This is a genomic window from Novosphingobium sp. BL-S-32, assembly GCF_056857055.1.
The window spans coordinates 1462066-1480555 of the sequence record NZ_CM166476.1 but is presented as its reverse complement, the minus strand read 5'-3'; the positions used below and the strand labels follow the sequence as shown (position 1 = coordinate 1480555).

Below are 18490 nucleotides of genomic sequence, written 5' to 3'. Positions count from 1 at the left end.
CGATATCTCAAAACCGCGCCTGCAACCCCGCCGCAAGGTAGTGATCGCCGACATTCCCCTTGAGATTGAGATGCGGGAACACCGGCATCGATACGGTGCCGTAAGGACGCAGGTTATCGCCCGTCAGCCGCGCACCCACGCCGACCGCGAGCGACATCGGCAGGCGATAGGTCGCCTCCAGCTTGGCGAAGATGGTCGTGCCGGAATTGTCGCACTTGCCGCCGGAAACCTGATTGCCGCTCTGCTTGCTGAAGCAATCGCCATTGTCGTGGTAGTAGTTCGGGTGGTCACGCTCATGGAAGAACAGGCCGACGCCGGGCGTGATCTCGAACCCGCCATCCTGGACTACGGGAACCCCCAGTGCCAGTTCGCCGCCCCAGTCGCCTTCGGAGCGGGCCAGATTGGCCTCTGCGTTCACGACGCTGGCCATGGCGGGCGTGGCGGCGAGCGCGCTAGCGCCGGCGAGAACCGCAAGCGCGGCGGATGCGAATTTCATGACATGTCCTTGATCTGAAAATCGGGATCGGGACGCCGAGGGTTAGGATTCCCGTACCGCCCAAGGCAAGACGGGCAGATTCGGTCCACCCCGACCAGGGCTCGCCCCGTCCGGAACTGCCTGTGCAGCGCGCGGGCCGGCACGGAATCCCGCCGGGATATCCGAAAGATATGCGCCCGAAACGGACTCGCGCCCTTGTTGCCCGCGCCGATGAGGGGCAAGAATAGGCCACTCTTGCCGGGGAAGATGCCGATGATCTTCGAGCAGATCGCGACAGGTGGCTGCCAGTCCTACCTCCTCGCCTGCGGGGATACGCGTGCGGCGATCCTGATCGATCCCGAACAGTCCCAGATAGACCGCTACATGGGCCTTGCCGGGCAGATGGGCGTGCACGTGCGCTATGTACTCGACACGCATACCCATGCCGACCACTTCTCGGCCAGCCGGGAGCTTGCCGGATTGCTCCACGCGCCGGTGGTGATGAACCGGCTGAGCCCCGCGCCTTATGCCGACATGCGGCTGGACGATGGGGACATGCTGATCGTCGGCGGCTTGCGGCTGCGGGCCCTGCACACGCCGGGCCATACCCGCGATTCGATGTGCATCGTGGCGGAAGACCGGGTGTTCACCGGCGATACCCTGCTGATCGGCGGCACCGGGCGCACCGACCTGCCGAGCGGCGATCCCGAGGCCCTGTTCGACAGTCTGTTCGGCAAGCTGCTGACCTTGCCGCCAGACACGCTGGTCTTCCCGGCGCACGACTACAAGGGCCGCACCCATTCCACCATCGCTGCCGAGATCGCCGGAAATCCGCGCCTCCAGAAGACCGACCGCGCCGAATTCGTGGCGATGATGCAGCAACTGGACCTCGCCGCGCCGAGACACCTGACCGAGGCGCTGCGCACCAACATGAACGGCGGCCGGACGGTGGCGCAACTGCTGGCCGATGCCGCTGCCCGCGTGCCGTTCATCGCGCTGGAGGAACTGGCCGCGCGCGTCGGCGCCAATCGCGGGGACTTCGTGGTGCTGGACGTGCGCGAAAAGGACGCCTTCGAGGCCGGTCACGTCCCCGGGGCCGTGCACCTGCCGCGCGGGCAACTGGAACTGCGCGTCAACGCCATGCTCTGCGATCCGACCGTGAAGATCGTGACCTGCTGCGAGTTCGGCAAGATCTCCACGCTGGCCGCCGCGACCCTGCGCGACCTTGGCTTCCCCCGCGCCAGCGCGCTCGACGGCGGGATGAAGGCATGGCGCGAGGCAGGCTATTCGCTGGAAAGCTGAAGCGATTTCGACCGGGCGCACCCCCTCCGGACCGGCTGCGCTTGCCGTTGACGCCCCTCTCCGCAGAGCTACCTTCCGCGAATGGAATCGGGAGGGATTCTGCCTGTGCCGCAACGCTTTACCGTTCTGCTCGCTCTCGTCGCGGCGTCGATCGCGACGCCGGGCCTCGCCGCGAGCCGGGAAACGGCGTGGCAGGCTCCGCCCGGCATCAGCCAGATACCGCTCTGGCCGGGCAAAGTACCGGACATGGAAGGCACGCCCCAACCGCCCGAGACGGCCGTGGTGAACCCTCACAGCATCGCCGGACAGCCCGCCACCGCGATCTACGATGTCACCGTGCCGACCATGATGGTCTTTGCGCCGAAGGGCGCGAACACGGGGGCCGCCATGGTGGTATTCCCCGGTGGCGGCTTCCAGAATCTGGCCATCGATCTCGAAGGAACCGAAGTCTGCGACTGGGTCACCTCGCGCGGGATGACCTGCGTTCTCGTGAAATACCGCGTTCCCGGCAGCGACACCGCCTGGTCGGATAGCTGCGACTGCCAATTCACGCCGAAAGTCCTGCGGGCGCTGCAAGACGCGCAAAGGGCCATCAGGCTCACCCGCGCCCGCGCCGGGGAACTCGGCATCGACCCGAACAAGATCGGCGTCATCGGCTTTTCGGCGGGCGGCTATCTGGTCGCGCAGACAAGCAATATCTTCACACCCGCCTACAAGCCCGTCGATGCCATGGACAGGATCAGCAGCCGTCCCGACTTTGCCGTGGCCGCTTATCCCGGCCATCTCTGCCGCGAAGGCACGACGTTCGACCCGACCATCCACGTGACCAGGCAGACACCGCCGACTTTCATCGTGCAAGACTGGGACGATCATAAGGACAACATCTGCAACAGCACGATGTACGCGCGCGCTCTGGATGCGGCGGGCGTGCCGACCGAGGTCCATCTCTTCGCCAAAGGCGACCATGCCTTTGCGCTCCGGAAGATCGGGCATCCGGTCGAGATATGGCCTTCGCTCGTGGAGCGGTGGCTGGCGGAAATTTCGATCCTCTAGCTTCGGCAGCGTCTCAATCGCTCCCCTCAATCCGTCATCCTGAACTTGTTTCAGGATCCATTTGTCGGCCTGCCCGGAACGGCCGCGCGCATGGGGCGGCGATTTCCGCTTGCCGATCGAAGCACAGTGCCGGTGGCGTGATGGATCCTGAAACAAGTTCAGGATGACGTCGGTTGGCGGGAGGGCGTTTGCGCCCCCAACTGGCCGCCCTCAGATCTGAAACACCACCTTCGTCCCCGGCGAGACCATCTGCGCCAACCGCGCCGCATCCCAGTTGGTCAGGCGCACGCAGCCGTGGCTTTCGGTCTTGCCGATATTCTGCGGCTCAGGCGTTCCGTGGATGCCGTAATGCGCCTTGGACAGGTCCAGCCAGACCACGCCCACCGGCCCGTTCGGACCCGGTTGCAACAGCTTGTCCTTGGCGCTCTTCTTCGCGTCCCAGAACAGATCCGGGTTGAAGTGATAGTCCGGATTGCGCGCCTCGCCGACGATTTTCCACGTGCCGATCGGCAAGGGATCGTGCGCGCTGCCGGTGGTGACGGGGAATTGCGCTATGAGCCGATCCTGACTGTCGAAGGCCCGCAGCGCACCGTCCGAACGATCAACCACGATGTGATCGGCGTGGGGCTGATCGCCGCTGACGCCGAGGCGCACCAAAGTATCCGCCCAGCCGGTCTTGTCGTCCCGAATCTGCGCGGGCGCGGCGTCGGGAATGTCAGGCACACGCACCTTGCGGCCTGCGCCCAGCACAGTGCCCGGGCCGTTGAGGGCAAGTAGCATTTCGGGCGTGGTGTGGAAACGCTCGGCCAGCGCCTCGCTCATGCTGCGGTAGCCGAGGTGGTCAAACCGTGCCTGCCCCGCGATGTCGCGCGGCAGGTTGGGATGGAACGGACCGCGCGCGAAGGCCACCGGGATCACCACAAGTCGGGTGCCGGTGCCGTCGATCCCGGCGAACAGCGCCTGCTGCGTCGCCGGGTCGAACTTGCCGGTCGTTGGCAGGCCCTGCGCCTGCTGGAAACCGCGCAGCGCCAGCGCCGTTGCGGCATTGTCCTTGCCGTCGATCACGCCGGGTGAAAAGCCCCGCCGGTCCAGCGCGACTTGCCCACGCAACACGGGATTATCGGGCGCTCCGGCATCCCGCGCATCGCCGAATGCGAGCGGGTTTGCCGGAGCCGTGGAAGCCGGCGCCTCGGGCTTGCGAGGCTGGGAATTACAAGCGGCGAGCAGTGCACAGAGCACAAGCGAAGAGGGAAGAAGCAGTTTCAAGCGCGACCCCATCGGGATTGTTTTCGATGCCGTTGCAACGCGTGAACCGGCCTGCGGCTCCGATTGCATGGCCCCCGAAGGGTCCGATGAGAGAATTTAAAGCGCCGGCGAGGCCCCGTGCGGGGGGATGGGAGAGAGGGACGGGTCTCGCCAGCGCCAGCGCTTCCCAAGGCTGCGGAGGGGAGGAGACCTCGGGAAACTGCATATGGAAAATATGACAGCGTAATCAGGCGGGCAAGGGGCCGGAGGAAGTGCTTTTGCGAACCTGTCTCAGCAGCGGGACAGGTCGGAGCCCTATCGCTCTGCCCGTCGGCCGTTAGTCACTCAGGCAGTCAGGCCCACACGCTCCATACGGCGGTAGAACGTGGCCCGGCCGATTCCCAACAGCCGTGCCGCAGCCGAGACATTGCCCCCCGCACGCGCCAGCGCCCGGCGCAGCACGGCCCGGTCGCCATCATCGAAGCCGCCCGTCGCGGGCTGGCCCAGCACGTCGCCCAGCGGGCGCGGGTCAAGCATGGTGCCGATCTCCAGCCCCAGCCGCCGCCGAGCCGCGCGGGTGGCGCCGATCACCAGATCGTCACGGTCCACGGCCAGCAGCGACGGGCCGCCGCCCGGACGCTCGCCGGGTGCCAGCACGATGCGCGCGTCCGCAAAGCTCTGGCAGAACACGTCGCGCTCGATCGTGCGCGCGGCGTCATGCACCAGCGCGGCGACCAGCAGCGCCATCGCATCGTCCAGATCGCTCCGGGCGCTGGAGACATTGAGCGCCGCCATCACCCGCCCTTCGGGATCGAAGACGGGGGCGGCCATGCAGGAAACGGCGGTGTTGCGGCTGGCGAAGTGCTCGTTGCGGCGGATCGTGACGGGCCGTTGCTCGACAAGGCAAGTGCCGATGCCATTGGTGCCCTCGCGCGCTTCGCCCCAGTCGGCCCCGGGCGCAAGGCCGTGCGACATGAAGTGTGCGTGGTCCGCGGCCCCGGCGCGCATATCCAGCACCACGCCGTCGCCATTGGCCAGCAACAGGCAGGCGCCGCTGCGCGCAACACTGCCGAACAGCGTGTCGATCACCGGACCGGCAATGAGAGGAAGCGCGCCGCTCGCCTCGCGGATCCTGGCCAGCATGGCGGCCTCTATCGGCTGGACGGCGGGCATGCCATCGGGGTCCAACCCATAGCGCAATGCAGAACGGCACCACGATGCCGCGACAGGAGACAGCGCGGCGGCACTTTCGGACCGCACCGTGCGAAGGACCTGCTCGCCGTGATGGGAACCGTCGTCCATCATCACCCCTCCCCCTGTTCGCGGCGAATCTATCTGCAATTGGGCCGTTCGTCGATCATCCAATTGATTGCGCTCCTTGACGCATGCGGCTGGGCGCGTTCGCGCACTCTATTCGCCGATATCGATTGTCTCCGCCGTCCGCTTGCCATACCGGCGGCGGCGATGAAGAGGCTCGATTCCTTCCTTGAAGCTGCGCTCGCGCGGATCGACAGCGCCGGTCAACGCCGCATCTTGCGGCCCGCAGCCCTCGCCCCGGCGGGGCGCATCCGGCGCGATGGCCGCGAACTCGTGGACTTTTCGAGCAACGATTATCTGGGCCTCAGCCGCCATCCGCTGCTGGTGGAGCGTGCGGGCGAGTGGGCGCGCGCGCATGGCGCCGGCTCGGGCGCCTCGCGGCTGGTAACGGGGACGAGCGCCGAACATCTCGCCCTCGAAGCCCGGATCGCCCGGTTCAAGCATGCCGAAGCGGCGCTGGTGTTCGCCAGCGGCTGGCAGGCCAATGCGGCAGTGATCCCCGCGCTGATCGCGGCCATGCCCGGTGTCGCGGTGTTCGCGGACCGGCTGATCCATGCTTCCATGCATGCCGGTGTAGCCATGTCCGGCGCGCGCCAGCACCGGTTCCGGCACAACGATCTCGATCATCTCGAACAGCTTCTTGCCAGCAAAGGCGCAGAGGCTCCCGCGCGGCTGATCCTGACCGAGAGCGTGTTCTCGATGGACGGTGACCGCGCCGATGTGGTGCGTCTGGCCGAAATCGCCGAGCGGTATGACGCCGTGCTCTATATCGACGAGGCCCATGCCACCGGCGTGCTCGGCCCGGACGGCGCCGGTCTTTCGGCGCTCGCTCCCGGGCGCGTGGACGTGATCATGGGCACGTTCAGCAAGGCGCTGGGCGGGTTCGGCGCCTATATCGCCGGGTCGCAAGTGCTGATCGACTATCTCGTCAACGCCGCCAGCGGGATGATCTTCACCACCGCGCCGCCGCCCGCCGTGCTGGGCGCGGTCGATGCCGCGCTGGATCTGGTGCCGACTATGCACGCCGAGCGCGCGCATCTTGCTGCGCTGGGCGACAGGCTGCGTACAGGGCTGGCAAGACTGGGGCTGGACCATGGCGAGTCCTCCACCCAGATCGTGCCCGCCGTGATCGGGGCCGAGGCCGATGCCATGGCGCTCTCCCGCAAATTGGAGGAGGCGGGCTTCCTCGCCTCCGCGATCCGGCCGCCGACGGTACCGCCCGGCACCAGCCGGTTGCGCCTTGCCCTGCGCGCCACGCATTCCGAAGCCGATATCGACGCGCTGCTTGCCGCCATCGAGGGCCATCTGTGAAGCTGCTCTTCGCCCACGGCTGGGGGTTCGACCGCAGCTTCTGGCAGCCGCTTGCCGCCCTGCTGTCCGATTTTGACAGCGTGATCGACGATCGCGGCTATTTCGGCGCGCCTTTCGCGCCTGAAGTGGACGGCCCCTGCATCGCGGTGACGCACAGCTTCGGCACGATCCGCGTACTCACCGATCCGCCGCCGGGGCTTGCCGGTGTGGTGGCGATCAACGGCTTCGCGCGCTTCACCGCCCCGCTTGGCCAACCGGGCGTGCCGGTGCGCGTGGTGGAGCACATGATCCGCCGTTTCGGACAGAGCCCGGCAGGCGTGCTCGCCAGCTTCCACCAGCAGATCGGCGGCACCGTTCCCGAAGGCAAGATCGACGCCGAGCTGCTCCGCCGCGACCTGCTGCGCCTGCGCGACGCCCGCGCGCCGCTGCCCAAGGTGCCGGTGATCTCGCTGCAAGGCGGGCAGGATCCGCTGCTGCCCGGCCCCATGCGCGCCACCACCTTCGAGGGCGGCGACGTGCGCCGGATCGAAAGCGAAGCGGGCGGCCATCTCCTGCCGATACAGGACCCCGACCTCTGCGCCGAAGCGGTGCGCGGTTTGGCGGGGCTGCTGACATGAACGTCCCGCGCGAGAAAGTGCGCCGCGCCTTCGCCGCCGCCCCCGACTACGACGGCCATGCCCGCGTGCAACGCGAAGTGGCCGAGGCGCTGGCGGTGCGGATCGCCACTCTGGACCTGCCTGAAGCGCCCCGCGTGCTGGAGATCGGCTGCGGCACCGGCTTTCTCACCGAGGCGCTGACTAACGTCGGCATCGGCGGCGACTGGCTGATCACCGATCTCGCGCCCGAAATGCTGGAGCGCTGCCGCGCCCGCCTTGGCGAAAGCGCGCACCGCCGCTTTGCCGTGCTCGACGGCGAATATGGCGCGCCCGAATGCGGGCCGTTCGAACTGATCTGCTCCAGCCTTGCCGTGCAGTGGTTCGACGATGCTCCCGCCGCGCTCGCCCGCATGGCGGGATGGCTGGCTCCCGGCGGGCACCTGATGGTCACCACGCTCGGCCCCGGCAGCTTCGCCGAGTGGCGCGCCGCTCATGCTGCCGAAGGCTTGAGCGCCGGAACACCCGCTTTCGCGCCGGTCGAAGCTTTCAGAGACTGCGCCGTCACGGTCGAAAATCACGTGGAGCGCCACGAAGACCCGATGGCCTTCCTGCGCGGCCTCAAAGCCATCGGCGCGCAGGCGGCCGACGCCAATCACCGCCCCCTGACGCCCGGACAATTGCGCCGCACGCTGGGTCGATTTGCCCAAAGCGGATGCGAAGTGACTTACGAGGTCGTGACCTGTCACTTATGCCGCGCTAGTTGAGCGGCTTATGAGCACCCTGATCGTCACCGGCACCGATACCGAAATCGGCAAGACCGTCTTCGCCGCCGCCCTCGCGGGCGCCCTCGGCGCGCATTACTGGAAGCCGGTGCAGGCCGGGCTGGAAGAAGACGGCGGCGATGCCGACCGCGTCGCCCGCCTCTCTGGCCTGCCGCGCGAAAAGGTGCTGGCGGAAGCCTATCGCCTCACCACCCCCTGCTCGCCCCACCGCGCGGCCGAGATCGACGGGGTGGAGATCGATCCTGCCCGCCTCGCCCTGCCGCAGGTTGATGGCCCGCTGGTGGTCGAAGGCGCAGGCGGCGCGCTGGTGCCGCTTTCGCGCAGCATGACGTATGCCGACCAGTTCGCACGCTGGAACGCACCGGTGATCGTGGTCGCCCGCACGGTGCTGGGCACGATCAACCACTCGCTTCTGACCATCGAAGCCCTGCGCGCGCGCGGGGTCGAGGTGCTGGGCGTGGCCTTCGTCGGCGAGCCTCAGGAAGACAGCGAGGCAACAATCTGCGCGATGGGCAAAGTCCGCCGCCTCGGCCGCCTGCCGCACGTCTCGCCGCTGACGCCGGATACGCTGCGCGAGGCGTTCGAGGCGAATTTCGATCTCAACGATTTCGTAGTGGAAACGGGGGCAGCATGACCTCTTCGATCTGGCATCCCTTCACCCAGCACGGCCTTCAGGAGCCGGTGCCGCTGGTCACCCGCTCCGAAGGCGCGCTGCTGCACACGGCGGACGGGCGCGCGGTGGTGGACGCGATCTCCTCGTGGTGGGTGACGACGCACGGTCACTGCCACCCGCGCATCATGGGCGCGATTGCCGAGCAGGCGGGCAAGCTGGACCAGTTGATCTTCGCAGGCTGGACGCACGAACCGGCCGAGGAAGTCGCCGCCGGCCTGCGCGCGCTGATGCCCGAGAGCCTGACGCGTGTGTTCTTCTCGGATTCGGGCTCCACCAGTGTCGAGGTGGCGCTGAAGATGGCGCTCGGCTTCTGGCACTGGCGCGGCGAAAACCGCCACCGCATCGTGGTGATGGACAATTCCTACCACGGCGACACCATCGGCGCGATGTCGGTAGGGGCGCGCGGTGTGTTCAACCGGCCCTATGACCCGCTGCTGTTCGACGTGGGCCGCATCCCCTTCCCCGCCGCCGGTGCCGAGCAGGAAACGCTGGACGCATTGGAGGCCCTCTGCCGCCAGCCGGATACAGCCGCGCTGATCGTCGAGCCGCTGGTGCTCGGCTCCGGCGGGATGCTGTTCTACGGGCCGGACACGCTGAAGGCGATGCGCGAGATCTGCGCCAGGTACGGCGTGCTGTTCATCGCCGACGAAGTGATGACCGCATGGGGCCGCACCGGCACGCTGCTCGCCTGTGAACAGGCCGGCGTGGTGCCCGATATCCTCTGCCTGTCGAAAGGCCTGACCGGCGGCGCGATCCCGCTGGCAGTGACGATGGCCAGCGAGCCGATCTTCGAGGCGCATTACTCGACCGATCGGGCCCGGATGTTCTTCCATTCCTCCAGCTACACCGCCAACCCCATCGCCTGCGCGGCGGCGGCGGCAAACCTTGCCATCTGGCGTGAGGAGCCGGTGCTGGAACGCGTGCAGGCACTGGCCGAAAAGCAGGCGGCGTGGATCGAAAAGCTGGGTCAGTTCTGCCATTTCGACAACCCGCGCACGCTTGGCACGATTGCCGCGCTGGACCTCAAGACCAGTGGCGAAACCGGCTACATGAGTGACCTTGCTCCCCGCCTGATGGCCTTCTTCCGCGAGCGCGACGTGCTGCTGCGCCCGCTGGGCAACACCGTTTACGTCATGCCGCCCTACTGCATCACCGACGACGAACTGGCGCGGATCTGGGACGCCATCGGCGCGGCGGTGATCTCCTTTTAGGCTCGCCTCGTCGCCTGTGGCTGCGGCGGGGATGAAGATGTGTTCACCACTACACGAAAGGTTCTGTCCAGCTTCCGACGAATCGGATACTCAATCGCGCGAATAACGCTTCTCGAATTCGACGTTTCACATGTTCGGGAAGCCCCAAGGTCTTCCCGACGCCGAGAGGAAGACCGCGATGACGCTCCGCATCAATTCCGAAGCCCCCAATTTCAGGGCAGAGACCACCGAAGGTCCGATCAATTTTCACGAATGGATCGGGGACAGTTGGGCGATCCTGTTCTCGCACCCCAAGGACTTCACGCCGGTCTGCACCACCGAGCTGGGCTATATGGCCAGCCTCAAGCCCGAATTCGACAAGCGCAACACCAAGGTGATCGGCCTCAGCATCGATCCCGTCGGCAATCACGAGCGCTGGGCCGAGGACATTGCCGAAACGCAAGGCACCAAGCCCAACTTCCCGATGATCGGCGACACTGAACTGACCGTCGCCAAGCTCTACAACATGCTGCCCGAAGCGATCGAGGGCGGTTCAGACGGTCGGACGGCAGCGGATAACGCCACCGTGCGCACCGTCTTCGTGATCGGTCCGGACAAGCGGATCAAGCTGATGATCAGCTATCCCATGACCACCGGCCGCAACTTCGACGAAATCCTGCGCGTGCTCGATTCGATGCAGCTTACCGCCCGCCATCGCGTGGCGACGCCGGTGAACTGGCAGGATGGTGAGAAGGTGATCATCGTTCCCGCCGTGTCGGACGACGAAGCGGCGAAGATTTATCCGGAGGGTTGGGAGACGTTGAAGCCCTACCTTCGGCTGGTGCCGCAGCCGGAGTAGGCAAGCGCCAATTCCTCCCCTTGCAGGGGAGGAGCTTCAGGGATTTACCCCTCCAGCAGGTCGATATAGGCGATCACATCGTTGTCGGTGGCGATGAACAGGCCATCCTGCACGTCCTCGGTCTGCTGCGCGGCGATCTCCATGGCTTCCCACAGCGAGCCGTAGAAAATCGTGGTCACGCCGCCGCCCTCAGGGCCGCCGTCGAGGTGATAGAGGCGCACACTGGCCTCGCCGCTGGTGGTGCGCATCAGTCGTCCCCGCCTTCATGGTCCGCGCGTTCGCGCTTCGCGCCGTCGACGGTGCGGTCGATCCGGGCGATCTCCGCCTCGGTTGCCCGGCGTTCGCTCTTGCTGCGGCCGTGTTGCGCGCGGTTGGTCTCTGCCTGCGCTTTGGTCTCGGCTCTGGCTTTCGCCTTGCGGGCCATGCGCAGGTTGATGATCTCGGCCATGAGATCCTTCTACGCCTCAACGGGCGCGGTGGTAACCCCGAGATCGGGCAGCCCGACCGAGCGCTTGCCCGAAAAGTCGGTGCGCACCACGATCAGGCCGTCCTTTTCCAGATAGTCCAGCAGGCGCTGCACGCGGCGCGGGCTGCTGGTGCCGTAGATGCGCGCCAGCACCATGTCGTCCGGGCAGGGCTGGTCTTCCATGGCGGCGCGCGCGATCAGGTAGAACGGCGCCAGCGCGTCGTCCGGCACGTGCTTGGCCAGGTTGAACAGGTCGAACCAGCGCTCGTCCTCCGGATCCTCGATCCCCGCGAGCGCGGCGGCGAAGCCCCGGCGGAACATCGTTGCGTCCAGCCCGCGTACCGAGATGCCCTTCATCCGGCAGCGGATCGTGAAGTCCTGGAACAGCGTGGTGGAAGGCTGGAACGCGCAATCGTCGTCGTTCGCCATCGCGTTGAGAATTTCGAGCATCGCCGCGCGGTTTTCCTCCGGCTCCGGCTCCGGCCGCTCCGGGCGGGCAGGCGGCGCGGCGGCGATCGTGGGCGAGGCGGCGATCGATTCGGACAAGTCCTCGACATCCATGGCCGGGCGCGGGGGCGGGCGGTGGAAGTCGGGGCGCTCGGGCTCGACGTGGAGATTGTCGTGCAGCAGCTCGCGCAGTTCGTCGGTCGTCGCGGTGGGCAGCGGGGTGAGCCCCGGCGTCACCGACTTGGCGCCCGTGCGCACGGAGCCGATGTTGACCGCCAGCGGGCGGCGGCTGATCGCCGGGCCAAGGCCGAGGAACTGACCGCGCGCAAGATCGCGGATCGCTTCCGCCTGCCGCCGCTCCATGCCGAGCAGGTCGGCAGCGCGAATCATGTCGATGTCCAGGAAGGTGCGGCCCATCAGGAAGTTCGAGGCTTCGGCCGCCACGTTCTTGGCCAGCTTGGCCAGACGCTGGGTGGCGATCACGCCCGCCAGGCCGCGCTTGCGGCCACGGCACATCAGGTTGGTCATCGCCGCAAGGCTGACGCGGCGGGCCTCTTCGGTCACTTCACCGGCAGCGGCAGGCGCGAACATCTGCGCTTCGTCCACCACCACCAGCACCGGGTACCACTGCTCGCGCGGGGCATCGAACATGGCGTTGAGGAACTGCGCGGCGCACTTCATCTGCTGGTCGATCTCCAGCTCGTCGAGCGCGAGGACCACCGAGGCGCGGTGCTGGCGGATGCGCGCGCCAAGCCGGGCGATCTCGCTTTCGGCATAGGCCGCGCCGTCGATCACCACATGACCGAATTCCTCGGCAAGGCTGACGAAGTCGCCCTCGGGATCGATCACCACCTGTTGCACGATCGGGGCCGATTCTTCGAGCAGGCGGCGCAGCAGGTGCGACTTGCCGGACCCGGAATTGCCCTGCACCAGCAGGCGGGTCGCGAGAAGTTCCTTGATGTCGATCTCGATCGGCTGGCCGTCCGGCGTCTGTCCGATCACGATGTTGGCGCTCACGAGGGCCTATTGGCAAAGGCGGGCGGCGCGGCGCAAGGGGCACCACCCCTTTATCCATAGGTAGCCACCCGAATGGCACCCGCCGCCCCGACCGGCCTATGATCGCGGCAGCAGCGGGAGCGCGTCGGCGTGGCGGATCCGGTGAAGCGCAGGGTATTGAAGTCCGGAGCGGAATGCGCCGATACGGCCGATCTGTCGCAGGCGCTGGACCGACTGGCCGAGGCCCATCGCGATCTGGCCGAAGCGCATGCCACTGCCGATGCCGCGCGGACGCTGCTGCGCGATGCCATCGATTCGCTGGCCGACGGATTCGCCCTGTTCGATGCCGAGGACCGGCTGGTGCTCTGCAACGAGGCCTTTTTCGGGATGTTCCCGTGGTTCGAGTCGCTGCGCCATGCGAATGCCGCGCCGGGGCCCTCGTTCCTCGATCTCGCCCGGCAGATGGCGGACGCGGGGGCCACTATCGGCGCACGCATCGCGCCCGAGCGCTGGCTGCAAGACCGCGTGGCCCTGCACCGCGAGGCGCGCGGCGCGCATGTGCAGGCGCTGGCCGATGGACGCTGGATCCAGATCAACGAGCTGCGCACGCGCGAAGGCGGCATCTATACCGACGTCACCACGGTCAAGGCGGAGGACGCCCGCCAGCGTGCCCGCGAACTGGGTGAGCGCAACCTTGCCTTGCAGGCCACGCTCGACACGCTGTCCGAAGGGGTTTGCCTGTTCGACGCGCACCGGCGGCTTCAGGCGTGGAACCAGGGCGTCGACATGTTGCTGGGGTTCGATGGGCCCGGCCGCGGCGAGGGCGAACGCCCGCCGATCGCCACGCATGACGTGCTGGTGCGCTGGTGCGTCGAGCGGGGCGGGCTGGACCGGCCCGAGGCGCTGGAATGGCGCGTGGGCGGCGGCGCGCGCGTGGTGGCCGATTGCCGCATGTTCGCGGATGCCGAGGGGCAGCGGCATATCACCGTGCGTTCGGTGCCGCTGGGCAGCGGGGGCATGGTCTTCACGTTCGACGACGTGACCGATCAGGTGCGCTTCCGCCGCTCGCTGACCGAGACGGCCGAGACGCTCGAACGCCGCGTGGCCGAGCGCACCGCCGAACTGGTGGAGGTCAACCACCGGCTGGTCGCCGCCACCGAGGCGGCGGAAAGCGCCAACCGTTCGAGGACCAGTTTCCTTGCCGGGGCCAGCCACGATCTGCTCCAGCCGCTCAATGCCGCGCGATTGTTCGTCTCGGCGCTCGACGGCGAGGACATGCCCGAGCGGCCCCGCGTGCTCGTGCGGCAGGCGGCCTCGGCGCTCGATTCGGTGGAGGACTTGCTGGAGGCGCTGTTCGAGATCTCGCGGCTCGATGCCGGGGCAATCCATCCGGAGGTCGGGGCCATGCCGCTGGCGCCGTTGCTGGGCGCGCTGGAGCGGGAATTCGCGCCCTTGGCGGAAAGCGGGGGGCTGGCTCTCGTCGTGCCGGCGAGCGCGGTCTGGGTCCGCTCGGACACGCGCCTGTTGCGCCGGGTGCTGCAAAACTTGTCGAAGGATGGAGGCCTCGCGCCCCGCCTTGGGGGCTTCGACAGGCTCAGCCTGAGCGGGGCTGGGAGGGGGCAGGAAATGATCTCGCATTACGGAGCGCGAACATCTCCACCCCCACTCCGCTCATCCTGAGCTTGTCGAAGGATGGAGGCCTCGCGCCCCACCTCGGCGGCTTCGACAGGCTCAACCTGAGCGGAAACGAGAGAAGCGCACCGCACAATTCGAAGCGGGCCCTCATCGGCCAAACCCTAATCCCCCAGCGCCGCGCGCACTCGCGCTCGCAAATCGGGCAGAACTTCCGCCTCGAACCACGGATTCTTCCCCATCCACAACCGGCTCCGCCATGCCGGATGAGGCAGCGGAAACAGCCCCTCCGGCGCCTCGCGCCAATGGCGCACGGCCTCGGTCAGGTTGGGCGCAAAGCCGCGCGGGAGGTAAAGTTTCTGCGCATATTGGCCCACCAGCAGCGTAAGCCGCACCTCGGGCAACGCAGCGTGCAAAGGACCGTGCCACAGCGGAGCGCATTCCGGGCGCGGAGGCAGGTCGCCGCCGGAGCCCTTGCCGGGATAGCAAAAGCCGCTGGGCATATGGGCCACCCGCGCGGGATCGTAGAACGTCTCCGGCAATAGACCGGTCCAGTCGCGCAAGCGGTTGCCGCTGTCGTCGTCCCAGGCAATGCCGCTGGCGTGGACCTTGCTGCCCGGTGCCTGCCCGATCACCAGAATGCGCGCGCTCACGCCCGCCTGCACCACCGGGCGCGGTTCGTGCGGGAGGCTTGCGGCGCAGACACGGCAGGCCCGGATCGCGCGCAGCAGGGCATCGATATCGGCAGGCGTATCGGTCACGGCAAGCAAATGGCGTTCCCCGATCTCCGCCGCAAGCCTTGGGCGATCGCGCGGCTCGCCGGGAACGACAACGCTTTCCGGCACTTGTTCAGATACGGAGGTTCCGCATGAACGAGCTTGTGCCGATTTCCCATTGGTCCGCGCTGCTTCTCGGACTGTTCACGCTCTTCACCAGCCTTGGCGAATTGCAGCGGCCTGGCCACTGGCAGAAACTGCTGGACGAGATCACCCGCTCGCCCGCGTTGCAACTCCTGACGGCGATGATCGAGTTCCCTGTCGGCGTGGCGATCTGGTTCCTCAACCCGTGGTCCTCACCCGACTGGCTGTCGCGTGTGATGAACGTGATCGGCGTGCTGATGGGGGCGGAGGCGCTGCTGATCCTTGCCATTCCCGACCGCTACCTCGGGGTCTGGATCAGGCGGTTCAGCCCCCTGTCGAGAGTATGGGCGTGGATTTCGGCCGCCTTCGGGCTTGCGCTGATCGCGGCGGCTCTCATCAATCGCTGAATATCATCCCGCCACGCGCATGGTCATCAGCGAGGAGGAGTAAGGCGCGATCAGTTCCGCCGCGCGCTTCCATTCGCCGCGCAGCCAGAGGTTGTGCGCGGCCGGATCGGCGGGCAGGATCACCGGCATGGTGTCGCGCCCTTCGCTGCGCAGCGCCGCATTGGCAGGGCAGGTAAGCAGCGCGAAGCTGGGCACTTCGCTGTCCTTCCACACCGCCGCCATCGCGAAGATCGGCTGGTCGGACGTGCCGAACCAGCATTGCCGCCGCTTGCCGTCGCGCGGGTCCGCCTTGCCCCATTCCATGAAGGCGGTGGCGGGGACGAGGCAGCGGAACTCGCTATTGCGCAAGTTGCCGGTCCAGAACGGACTACCCGGATTGCGGACCGTGAGAATGCCGTGGCGGCGCTCGTCGAACGCGGCGGGCGGCGGCGGCACGCCCCAGAGGCGCGGGATCATGCGGCGGGGGAGGCGGTGCTGCGGACGCGGCCCCGCCACGAACTCGCGCCCCATGGTGATGATCGGCGCGAAGCCACCGGCGGAAATAGGGCCGCCGCTCCACGGATCATTGCCTGCTTCCGCGCCCATGGCACGGGCGACTTCGGAGGCGGGCGCGTCGAGGCGATAGATTACCGGCATGTCTCGTTGGCGGTCTAGACGCCTGTAAACGCCGCGTCTATTGTCCCCGCCATCCCCGGGGAGCTTGTGCCCAAGGCTTTCGAATCCCGAACGCCGAACGGAAACAAATGGCTGAGAGGGGCAGGTCACGCTGCCCGACCCGTTGAACCTGAACCCGTTAACACGGGCGGAGGGAAGGGCGGGCCACAGGACTATTCTGTCGCGACCTTTCTTTCGTCCATAAGTCGAAGGAAATCGCTTATGGCCGACATCAATTCCAAACTGGAAATCGGCGTTACTACCGGACCCATTCGCGGGTCGAAGAAGATTCACGTCGGGCCGCTCGGCGTTGCCATGCGGGAAATCCACCTTGAGCCCGGATCGGGCGAGGCGCCGGTTCGTGTCTACGACACCTCCGGCCCCTACACTGATCCAAACGTCACTATCGACATCGCGGCGGGCCTCGCCGCCAAGCGCCGCGAATGGATCATGGCGCGCGGCGATGTCGAGGAATACGACGCCCGCGCCGTGAAGCCCGAGGACAACGGCCAGCTCGGCCCTGACCGCTCGGGCGGCGTCCCGGCCTTCCCCAACGTGGTGAAACGCCCGCTGCGCGCCAAGCCGGGCATGAACGTCAGCCAGATGCATTACGCGAGGGCCGGCATCATCACGCCGGAGATGGAATACGTCGCCGAGCGCGAGAACCTCGGCCGTGCAATGCTGAAGGAATACGTCCGCGACGGGCAGGACTGGGGCGCGGCGATCCCGGACTACGTGACGCCCGAATTCGTGCGCAAGGAAGTGGCGCGCGGCCGGGCGATCATCCCCTCCAACATCAACCACCCCGAAAGCGAGCCGATGGCGATCGGGCGTAACTTCCTGGTCAAGATCAACGCCAATATCGGCAACTCCGCCGTTGCCTCGGACGTGGCGAGCGAGGTGGACAAGATGGTCTGGTCGATCCGCTGGGGCGCGGACACGGTGATGGACCTGTCGACCGGCCGCAACATTCACGACACCCGCGAATGGATCATCCGCAACTCGCCCGTGCCGATCGGCACCGTGCCGATCTATCAGGCGCTGGAAAAGGTCGGCGGCATCGCCGAGGACCTGACCTGGGAAGTGTTCCGCGACACCCTGATCGAACAGGCCGAGCAGGGCGTGGACTACTTCACGATCCACGCCGGCGTGCGCCTGCCGTTCGTGCCGCTTGCGGCCAAGCGCGTGACCGGCATCGTCAGCCGCGGCGGCTCGATCATGGCCAAGTGGTGCCTTGCCCATCACAAGGAATCGTTCCTCTACGAACGCTTCGATGAAATCACCGAGATCATGAAGGCCTACGACGTCGCCTACTCGCTGGGCGACGGCCTGCGCCCCGGCTCGATCGCGGACGCCAATGACGAGGCGCAGTTCGCCGAACTCTACACCCTTGGCGAACTGACCAAGCGCGCCTGGGCGCAGGACGTGCAGGTGATGATCGAGGGGCCGGGCCATGTGCCGATGCACAAGGTGAAGGAGAACATGGAAAAGCAGCTTGAGGCTTGCGGCGAGGCGCCGTTCTACACCCTCGGGCCGCTCGTGACCGACATTGCGCCGGGCTACGACCATATCACCAGCGGCATCGGCGCGGCCATGATCGGCTGGTACGGCACGGCGATGCTCTGCTACGTCACGCCCAAGGAGCACCTTGGCCTGCCGGACCGCGACGACGTGAAGGTCGGCGTCGTCACTTACAAGCTGGCCGCCCATGCCGCCGATCTGGCCAAGGGGCACCCGGCCGCCAAAGTTCGCGACGATGCGCTGTCTCGCGCCCGTTTCGAGTTCCGCTGGCGCGACCAGTTCAACCTCAGCCTCGATCCCGACACGGCCGAGCAGTACCACGACCAGACGCTTCCGGCGGAGGGCGCCAAATCCGCGCATTTCTGCTCGATGTGCGGGCCGAAGTTCTGTTCGATGAAGATCAGCCAGGAAGTGCGCGACTTTGCGGCGAAGCAGAACCAGCCGAGCGACGCCTTCCTCGCCGCGCATCCCGAGCCGGTCGAAGAACGCGCTGCGGATGCCGGGATGCAGGAAATGAGCAAGGTGTTCAGGGAAACCGGCAGCGAACTCTACATGGGCGCGGGCGGCCGCGAGCACGACTGAACCCGCGCAAATTCGCCCGTCAGGCGGGGCCTCGTTTCTTTTTGCGCTGCACTGCAAGAAAAACGGGGTCTCTCGCCTTCGCGGTTGCGAAAGGGGGTGCTAGAATGGGGACCACTCAGGAG

19 protein-coding genes are annotated in these 18490 nt (G+C 67.0%); 11 read left to right on the top strand and 8 right to left on the bottom strand.

Translation table 11 applies throughout. The features are described from left to right. Nucleotides 1–7 precede the first annotated feature (7 nt). On the bottom strand, nt 8–496 hold the full coding sequence (locus tag AC1VVK_RS06760; protein ID WP_482904873.1) for a hypothetical protein: 489 nt from the start codon (nt 494–496) through the stop codon (nt 8–10). Nucleotides 497–748: 252 nt separating this feature from the next. Between AC1VVK_RS06760 and AC1VVK_RS06755 the strand changes: the two genes are divergently transcribed. Together AC1VVK_RS06755 and AC1VVK_RS06750 are read left to right on the top strand one after the other, a co-directional pair. Then, nucleotides 749–1777, top strand: a complete 1029-nt coding sequence (locus AC1VVK_RS06755; protein WP_482904872.1) for an MBL fold metallo-hydrolase — start codon at nt 749–751, stop codon at nt 1775–1777. 105 nt (nt 1778–1882) lie between these two features. Further along, nucleotides 1883–2830 carry an alpha/beta hydrolase gene (locus tag AC1VVK_RS06750; protein WP_482904871.1) on the top strand — a complete coding sequence of 316 codons (948 nt, stop codon included), beginning with the start codon at nt 1883–1885 and terminating at the stop codon, nt 2828–2830. 210 nt (nt 2831–3040) lie between these two features. On the opposite strand, the gene AC1VVK_RS06745 is transcribed toward AC1VVK_RS06750, so the two are convergent. Beyond that, a complete protein-coding gene (locus AC1VVK_RS06745) occupies nt 3041–4108 on the bottom strand; it encodes a L,D-transpeptidase family protein (protein WP_482904870.1) in 1068 nt (355 codons plus the stop codon). Between the two features lie 312 nt (nt 4109–4420). Further along, nucleotides 4421–5380, bottom strand: coding sequence for a GAF domain-containing protein (locus AC1VVK_RS06740; RefSeq protein WP_482904869.1), 960 nt, complete (start codon nt 5378–5380; stop codon nt 4421–4423). A 159-nt stretch (nt 5381–5539) separates the two neighbouring features. On the opposite strand from AC1VVK_RS06740, the gene bioF reads away from it, so the two are divergent. The 6 genes from bioF (at nt 5540) to AC1VVK_RS06710 (ending at nt 10803) form a co-directional block, all read left to right on the top strand. Further along, on the top strand, nt 5540–6703 hold the full coding sequence (gene bioF / locus AC1VVK_RS06735) for an 8-amino-7-oxononanoate synthase (protein WP_482904868.1): 1164 nt from the start codon (nt 5540–5542) through the stop codon (nt 6701–6703). After that, the gene (locus tag AC1VVK_RS06730; RefSeq protein ID WP_482904867.1) at nt 6700–7320 is read left to right on the top strand and encodes an alpha/beta fold hydrolase; all 621 of its coding nucleotides are present in this window, start codon (nt 6700–6702) and stop codon (nt 7318–7320) included. The genes bioF and AC1VVK_RS06730 overlap by 4 nt, the downstream gene beginning before the upstream one ends. Further along, complete coding sequence (locus AC1VVK_RS06725; RefSeq protein ID WP_482904866.1) at nt 7317–8063, top strand: methyltransferase domain-containing protein; 747 nt, start codon at nt 7317–7319, stop codon at nt 8061–8063. Before AC1VVK_RS06730 ends, AC1VVK_RS06725 begins: the two co-directional genes overlap by 4 nt. Before the next feature lie 7 nt (nt 8064–8070). Then, a complete protein-coding gene (gene bioD / locus AC1VVK_RS06720) occupies nt 8071–8715 on the top strand; it encodes a dethiobiotin synthase (protein WP_482904865.1) in 645 nt (214 codons plus the stop codon). Next, entirely contained in the window at nt 8712–9965 is a 1254-nt protein-coding gene (locus AC1VVK_RS06715) for an adenosylmethionine--8-amino-7-oxononanoate transaminase (RefSeq protein WP_482904864.1), read from the top strand. Before bioD ends, AC1VVK_RS06715 begins: the two co-directional genes overlap by 4 nt. A gap of 178 nt (nt 9966–10143) precedes the next feature. Beyond that, nucleotides 10144–10803 carry a peroxiredoxin gene (locus AC1VVK_RS06710; protein ID WP_482904863.1) on the top strand — a complete coding sequence of 220 codons (660 nt, stop codon included), beginning with the start codon at nt 10144–10146 and terminating at the stop codon, nt 10801–10803. A gap of 44 nt (nt 10804–10847) precedes the next feature. Here AC1VVK_RS06710 and AC1VVK_RS06705 read toward each other — a convergent pair whose 3' ends face one another. From AC1VVK_RS06705 to AC1VVK_RS06695, 3 genes are read right to left on the bottom strand one after another with little or no spacing between them, the layout of a single operon-like run. Then, the gene (locus AC1VVK_RS06705; RefSeq protein ID WP_482904862.1) at nt 10848–11051 is read right to left on the bottom strand and encodes a hypothetical protein; all 204 of its coding nucleotides are present in this window, start codon (nt 11049–11051) and stop codon (nt 10848–10850) included. Further along, entirely contained in the window at nt 11051–11251 is a 201-nt protein-coding gene (locus AC1VVK_RS06700) for a DUF4169 family protein (protein ID WP_132387198.1), read from the bottom strand. The genes AC1VVK_RS06705 and AC1VVK_RS06700 overlap by 1 nt, the downstream gene beginning before the upstream one ends. Nucleotides 11252–11260: 9 nt before the next feature. Further along, complete coding sequence (locus tag AC1VVK_RS06695; RefSeq protein ID WP_482904861.1) at nt 11261–12733, bottom strand: helicase HerA domain-containing protein; 1473 nt, start codon at nt 12731–12733, stop codon at nt 11261–11263. 129 nt (nt 12734–12862) lie between these two features. Here AC1VVK_RS06695 and AC1VVK_RS06690 point away from each other — a divergent pair, with 129 nt between their 5' ends. After that, nucleotides 12863–14392: a sensor histidine kinase gene (locus AC1VVK_RS06690; protein ID WP_482904860.1), complete on the top strand. Its 1530-nt coding sequence runs from the start codon at nt 12863–12865 to the stop codon at nt 14390–14392. 116 nt (nt 14393–14508) lie between these two features. On the opposite strand, the gene AC1VVK_RS06685 is transcribed toward AC1VVK_RS06690, so the two are convergent. After that, a complete protein-coding gene (locus tag AC1VVK_RS06685) occupies nt 14509–15105 on the bottom strand; it encodes a uracil-DNA glycosylase family protein (protein ID WP_482905128.1) in 597 nt (198 codons plus the stop codon). Nucleotides 15106–15212: 107 nt separating this feature from the next. Between AC1VVK_RS06685 and AC1VVK_RS06680 the strand changes: the two genes are divergently transcribed. After that, nucleotides 15213–15611 carry a hypothetical protein gene (locus tag AC1VVK_RS06680; protein WP_482904859.1) on the top strand — a complete coding sequence of 133 codons (399 nt, stop codon included), beginning with the start codon at nt 15213–15215 and terminating at the stop codon, nt 15609–15611. A 3-nt stretch (nt 15612–15614) separates the two neighbouring features. Here the strand turns inward: AC1VVK_RS06680 and AC1VVK_RS06675 are convergent, their stop codons facing one another. Beyond that, a complete protein-coding gene (locus tag AC1VVK_RS06675; RefSeq protein WP_482904858.1) occupies nt 15615–16247 on the bottom strand; it encodes an SOS response-associated peptidase family protein in 633 nt (210 codons plus the stop codon). A 240-nt stretch (nt 16248–16487) separates the two neighbouring features. On the opposite strand from AC1VVK_RS06675, the gene thiC reads away from it, so the two are divergent. Beyond that, entirely contained in the window at nt 16488–18368 is a 1881-nt protein-coding gene (thiC, locus tag AC1VVK_RS06670) for a phosphomethylpyrimidine synthase ThiC (protein ID WP_482904857.1), read from the top strand. Nucleotides 18369–18490: the final 122 nt, after the last annotated feature.

Excerpts from the sequence above, each read along its gene's own strand:
- AC1VVK_RS06740 (WP_482904869.1), bottom strand. The coding sequence starts at position 5,380 with ATGATGGACGACGGTTCCCATCACGGCGAGCAGGTCCTTCGCACGGTG.
- AC1VVK_RS06705 (WP_482904862.1), bottom strand. The coding sequence starts at position 11,051 with ATGCGCACCACCAGCGGCGAGGCCAGTGTGCGCCTCTATCACCTCGAC.
- AC1VVK_RS06755 (WP_482904872.1), top strand. The coding sequence starts at position 749 with ATGATCTTCGAGCAGATCGCGACAGGTGGCTGCCAGTCCTACCTCCTC.
- AC1VVK_RS06760 (WP_482904873.1), bottom strand. The coding sequence starts at position 496 with ATGAAATTCGCATCCGCCGCGCTTGCGGTTCTCGCCGGCGCTAGCGCG.
- AC1VVK_RS06700 (WP_132387198.1), bottom strand. The coding sequence starts at position 11,251 with ATGGCCGAGATCATCAACCTGCGCATGGCCCGCAAGGCGAAAGCCAGA.
- AC1VVK_RS06715 (WP_482904864.1), top strand. The coding sequence starts at position 8,712 with ATGACCTCTTCGATCTGGCATCCCTTCACCCAGCACGGCCTTCAGGAG.
- AC1VVK_RS06710 (WP_482904863.1), top strand. The coding sequence starts at position 10,144 with ATGACGCTCCGCATCAATTCCGAAGCCCCCAATTTCAGGGCAGAGACC.
- AC1VVK_RS06745 (WP_482904870.1), bottom strand. The coding sequence starts at position 4,108 with ATGGGGTCGCGCTTGAAACTGCTTCTTCCCTCTTCGCTTGTGCTCTGT.
- thiC (WP_482904857.1), top strand. The coding sequence starts at position 16,488 with ATGGCCGACATCAATTCCAAACTGGAAATCGGCGTTACTACCGGACCC.
- AC1VVK_RS06725 (WP_482904866.1), top strand. The coding sequence starts at position 7,317 with ATGAACGTCCCGCGCGAGAAAGTGCGCCGCGCCTTCGCCGCCGCCCCC.
- AC1VVK_RS06675 (WP_482904858.1), bottom strand. The coding sequence starts at position 16,247 with ATGCCGGTAATCTATCGCCTCGACGCGCCCGCCTCCGAAGTCGCCCGT.
- bioD (WP_482904865.1), top strand. The coding sequence starts at position 8,071 with ATGAGCACCCTGATCGTCACCGGCACCGATACCGAAATCGGCAAGACC.
- AC1VVK_RS06680 (WP_482904859.1), top strand. The coding sequence starts at position 15,213 with ATGAACGAGCTTGTGCCGATTTCCCATTGGTCCGCGCTGCTTCTCGGA.
- bioF (WP_482904868.1), top strand. The coding sequence starts at position 5,540 with ATGAAGAGGCTCGATTCCTTCCTTGAAGCTGCGCTCGCGCGGATCGAC.